Below are 4,401 nucleotides of genomic sequence, written 5' to 3'. Positions count from 1 at the left end.
TCGCGGTGCCACACCATCGCCGGCTTGGCGCCGGTCACCGCCTCCAGCGCAACCGCAATATCGCGGTCGCAGTTGGAGCCGGGAAAGACGATGACCGCGGTCTTCACCCCGTTTCCGCCATCCGTTCGATACGGAAATTTTCGATTACCGTATTGGCGAGCAATTTCTTGCACATCGCCTCGATGTCGCCGTCGCTGGTGCCGTCGGCAAGGTCGAGTTCGATCAGCTTGCCGGCGCGAACGTCCTGGACTCCGGCGAAACCGAGGCCCTCGAGCGCATGGTGGATGGCCTTGCCCTGCGGGTCGAGAACCCCGGGCTTGAGGGTGATGAAGACGCGGGCTTTCATGGCTTTTCCCGATGCTCCGGTGGTCTGCGCCCCTATGGCGGCGGTCCTTCCCGGGAGCAAGCTTTACGATTGATTTGGACAAGGGCTGATCCGCCGATCGCTGGACTTGGCGTAGCCGTCGCAGCCGCTACACCGGCATCGGTGAATTCACTTCCGCCTTACGCCCAGCTGCTGCGGCTTCGTGTCGACGATGGCGGCGGCGAGTTCCGCATGGTGATGCCGTTCCACGAAGATGTCGTCGGCCGGCCTGGCTACCTTCATGGCGGGGCGATCGCTGGCCTGCTCGAATTCGCCGCCTTCACCACTCTGGCTCGGGCGATCGGCGATCCCGCGGTAGCGATGAAGCCGATCACCGTCACTGTCGACTATATGCGAGGCGGCACCCCGCGCGACACCTTCGCTACCGCCGAGATCCAGCGGCTCGGCAGCCGCATCGCCAACGTTGAGGCGACCGCCTGGCAAACTGAGCGGTCAAAACCGATCGCCGCCGCGCGGCTGAATTTCCTGCTCGATCGACCGCGCGCGCTGGCGCCTCAGTAACCGCTCAGCTCGGCCACCCGCGCGCGGTGGAAGCGGGCATCGCCGAACAGTTCGCCCAGCACCGCGTCGCGTTTCATGTAGAGCCCGATGTCATGTTCGTCGGTCATGCCGATGCCGCCGTGCATCTGCACCCCCTCCTGCACCGCCAGCCGGGCGACATTGCCCGCCTTGGCCTTGGCCACCGCGACCATCAACTCGGCGCGGGGGTCGGTGCGGTCGATCAGTTCGGCCGCCTTCATCGCCGCCGCCCGCGCGATCTCGATCTCGCCATACAGGTGCGCGGCACGGTGCTGCAGCACCTGATATTCGCCGATCAGCTTGCCGAACTGCTTGCGCTGGCGGAGATAATCGAAGGTCAGCGCCGACGCCCCCGCCGCCACCCCGACCAGCTCGGCCGCCGCGCCGGCGCGCCCGGCATCGAGCGCGCGGCTGAGCGGGGTCCACCCGCCATCGACCTCGCCGACTACAGCATCGCCATCGACCGCCACATTGGCCAGCGTCAGCCGCGCGGCTTGCGATGCGTCCGCCAGCACGACATTCTCGACCTCGAGCCCCGCCGCGTCGCGCTCGACCGCGAACAGGGTGATCCCGTCACGCTCGCCCGGCGACCCCGCCGTCCGCGCCGCGACCAGGATCAGGTCGGCACTCGCGCCATGGACGACGAACTGCTTGGTGCCGGACAACGAGAAGCCGTTCCCCGATCGCTCGGCCTTCAGCGCAGTGCCCGCCGGATCGTGGTTCCGCCCCTCGTCGACCGCCAGCGCCGCGACCGTGTCCCCGGCGAGGATGCCCGGAAACCAGCGTGCTGCCTGCGCACTGCCCTCCAGCGCCCGCACCGCCGCGACCGCGGTCGTCAGGAACGGCGACGGGCTGAGGTTGCGCCCGATCTCCTCCAGCACGAGTCCCGCCTCGACCGCGCCCAGCCCGAGTCCGCCGTCAGCTTCGCGAATGGCGAGCCCGGTCAGCCCGAGCCCGGCCATCTGCTTCCACAACTCGTGGCCGAAGCCGTCCTTGCAGCCGGTGTCGCGCCAGTGCCGCAGTTGCGGCTTGATCGCGCCTTCCTCGGCGAAGAAGGGGCGGATCATCTCCTGAAGCTGCTTCTGGTCGTCGGTGAACAGGGTCATGTCAGGCTCCGGGCAGTCGCAATATATGCTTGGCGACGATGCCGAGCTGGATTTCGCTGGTCCCGCCCTCGATCGAATTGGCCTTGGTCCGAAGCCAGTCGCGCGCCGCCTTGCCGCCGTGCGACCGCGCACTGTCCCACTCCAGCGCGTCCGATCCGCCGGCCGCCATGATCAGTTCGTGGCGTCGCTTGTTGAGCTCGGTCCCGGCATATTTCATCATGCTCGGCTGGGCCGGGTGCGCTTCGCCGGCCTTGAGCTGATCGACGAAATGCTCGCTCATCGCGGCGAAGGCGATCGAATCGACATCGAACGCGGCGATCTCGGCGCGCAGCAGCGGATCGACCGGGCCGACGCTGGCCCCGAGCGCGACGCCATCGCCGCCCAATCCCATGCCGCTGATCATCTCGCGCTCATGGCCGAGCAGATATTTGGCGACGTCCCAGCCCTTGTTGACCTCGCCGACGACCTGGTCCTTGGGCACCTTCACATCGTCGAAGAACGTCTCGCAGAAGGGCGAATTGCCGCTGATCAGCAGGATCGGCTTGGTCGTGACCCCGGGGCTCGCCATGTCGAACAGCAGGAAGCTGATCCCGCCATGCTTGGTCTCGGTCGATGTCCGCACCAGGCAGAAAATCCAGTCGGCCTGGTCGGCATAGCTCGTCCACACCTTCTGGCCATTGACGACCCAATGATCGCCGGCATCGTCGGCGCGGGTTTGAAGCCCGGCGAGGTCCGACCCCGCGCCCGGTTCAGAATAGCCTTGGCACCAGCGGATTTCGCCTCGCGCAATCTCGGGCAGGAAACGCAATTTCTGCACTTCGCGGCCATATTTGAGCAACGCTGGGCCGAGCATCGAGATGCCGAAGCTGTAAAGCGGCTGGCGCGCACCGATCGCCGCCATTTCCTCCTTCAGGATCTTGCCCTCGGCCGGCAATAAGCCGCCGCCGCCATAGGCGCTTGGCCAGTCGGGCACAGTCCAGCCCTTCGCCGCCATCGCCTTCAGCCACTGGCGTTGCGCGTCCGACTGGAACACCCAGTGCCGCCCGCCCCAACAGGCGTCCTTCTCCGAAAGCATTGGCTGGCGCATCTTGGGCGGGCAATTCGCCTCGAGCCAAGCGCGGGTCTCGCTGCGAAAGGCGTCGAGGTCGGTCATGCACTTGTCTCCGCTGCGCTTGCGTCCTAGCCGCTTTGGAAGAGACAATAGCGTCATGCAAGCGGGAGACTCGGGCGGTGGATTTTGACCTTACGGAACGCCAGTCTTTTTTCCGCGACCGGGTGAAGGCCTTCATCGCCGAGCACGTCCGACCGCGAGTCGGCGACTATAAGAAGCAGATCGATGCGGGCGATCGCTGGCAGCCGATCCAGTTAATCGAGGAACTCAAGCCGATCGCCCGCGCGGCCGGTCTGTGGAACCTGTTCATGCCTCCCGCCCCGATTCTTGCGCATGTCGATGAGAGCTTTGCGTTCGAGGGCGAGCAGCTCACCAACCTCGAATATGCGCTGTGCGCCGAGGAGATGGGCCGCATCCTGTGGTCGGCCGAAGTGTTCAACTGCTCGGCGCCCGACACCGGCAACATGGAAGTGTTCCACCGCTACGGCACGCGCGAGCAGAAGGAGCAATGGCTCGCTCCACTGATGCGCGGCGAGATCCGCTCGGCCTTCCTGATGACCGAGCCCGCCGTCGCCTCGTCCGACGCGACCAATATCCAGTGCTCGATCGTTCGTGACGGCGACGACTATGTCATCAATGGCCGCAAATGGTGGTCGTCGGGCGCGGGCGATCCGCGCTGCAAGGTTGCCATCCTGATGGGCAAGACCGCCCCGGAGGAAAGCAGCTACCGCCAGCAGTCGATGATCCTCGTGTCCCTCGACGCGCCCGGCCTGACGGTGGAACGCCATCTTTCGGTCTACGGCTATGACGACGCGCCGCACGGCCATATGGAGATCGAGCTCAAGGACGTCCGTGTCCCCGCGACCAACCTCCTCCTCGGCGAGGGGCGTGGGTTCGAGATTGCGCAAGGCCGCCTCGGGCCGGGGCGCATTCACCATTGCATGCGCACCATCGGTGCCGCCGAGGAAGCGCTTGAGCTGATGGTCCGCCGGCTCCAGTCGCGAGTCGCGTTTGGCAAGCGGCTCAGCGAGCAAAGCGTGTGGGAGCAGCGCATCGCCGAAGCGCGGATCGAGATCGACTGCTCGCGGCTGCTGTGCCTCCAGGCCGCCGACCTGATGGATCGGGCCGGCAACAAGGCCGCGCGCAACCTCATCTCCATGATCAAGGTCAAGGCGCCGCTGATGGCGCTCAAGATCATTGATGAGGCGATCCAGGCGCATGGCGGCATGGGCGTCAGCCAGGACACGCCACTCGCCGCCAGCTGGGCCGGCATCCGCACC

General features: G+C 66.2%; 5 protein-coding genes and 1 pseudogene. 2 read left to right on the top strand and 4 right to left on the bottom strand.

The window, feature by feature from the left end:
• A pseudogene (locus tag RMN84_RS11575) lies at positions 1-107 on the bottom strand (phosphoribosylformylglycinamidine synthase subunit PurQ); the annotation flags it as partial.
• Positions 104-346 carry a phosphoribosylformylglycinamidine synthase subunit PurS gene (gene purS / locus RMN84_RS11570; protein ID WP_309612320.1) on the bottom strand — a complete coding sequence of 81 codons (243 nt, stop codon included), beginning with the start codon at positions 344-346 and terminating at the stop codon, positions 104-106. The pseudogene RMN84_RS11575 and the gene purS, both read right to left, overlap by 4 nt.
• A gap of 141 nt (positions 347-487) precedes the next feature.
• Here purS and RMN84_RS11565 point away from each other — a divergent pair, with 141 nt between their 5' ends.
• Positions 488-886 carry a PaaI family thioesterase gene (locus RMN84_RS11565; protein WP_309612319.1) on the top strand — a complete coding sequence of 133 codons (399 nt, stop codon included), beginning with the start codon at positions 488-490 and terminating at the stop codon, positions 884-886.
• Here RMN84_RS11565 and RMN84_RS11560 read toward each other — a convergent pair.
• Together RMN84_RS11560 and RMN84_RS11555 are read right to left on the bottom strand one after the other, a co-directional pair.
• On the bottom strand, positions 880-2,010 hold the full coding sequence (locus RMN84_RS11560; RefSeq protein WP_309612318.1) for an acyl-CoA dehydrogenase family protein: 1,131 nt from the start codon (positions 2,008-2,010) through the stop codon (positions 880-882). The genes RMN84_RS11565 and RMN84_RS11560 overlap by 7 nt on opposite strands.
• 1 nt (position 2,011) lies before the next feature.
• Positions 2,012-3,163 carry an acyl-CoA dehydrogenase family protein gene (locus RMN84_RS11555; protein WP_309612317.1) on the bottom strand — a complete coding sequence of 384 codons (1,152 nt, stop codon included), beginning with the start codon at positions 3,161-3,163 and terminating at the stop codon, positions 2,012-2,014.
• Positions 3,164-3,240: 77 nt separating this feature from the next.
• On the opposite strand from RMN84_RS11555, the gene RMN84_RS11550 reads away from it, so the two are divergent.
• The coding region (locus tag RMN84_RS11550; RefSeq protein ID WP_309612316.1) for an acyl-CoA dehydrogenase family protein at positions 3,241-4,401 on the top strand (1,161 nt) is incomplete at its 3' end.

Origin of the sequence: Sphingomonas sp., from assembly GCF_031380695.1 — a bacterium.
Lineage (GTDB): Bacteria > Pseudomonadota > Alphaproteobacteria > Sphingomonadales > Sphingomonadaceae > Sphingomicrobium.
Note: the sequence above shows the minus strand (reverse complement) of the source record. Positions and strands in the feature narration are given on the sequence as shown.

Coding starts and splice junctions, on each gene's coding strand:
- RMN84_RS11560 (WP_309612318.1), bottom strand. CDS start 2,010: ATGACCCTGTTCACCGACGACCAGAAGCAGCTTCAGGAGATGATCCGC.
- RMN84_RS11555 (WP_309612317.1), bottom strand. CDS start 3,163: ATGACCGACCTCGACGCCTTTCGCAGCGAGACCCGCGCTTGGCTCGAG.
- purS (WP_309612320.1), bottom strand. CDS start 346: ATGAAAGCCCGCGTCTTCATCACCCTCAAGCCCGGGGTTCTCGACCCG.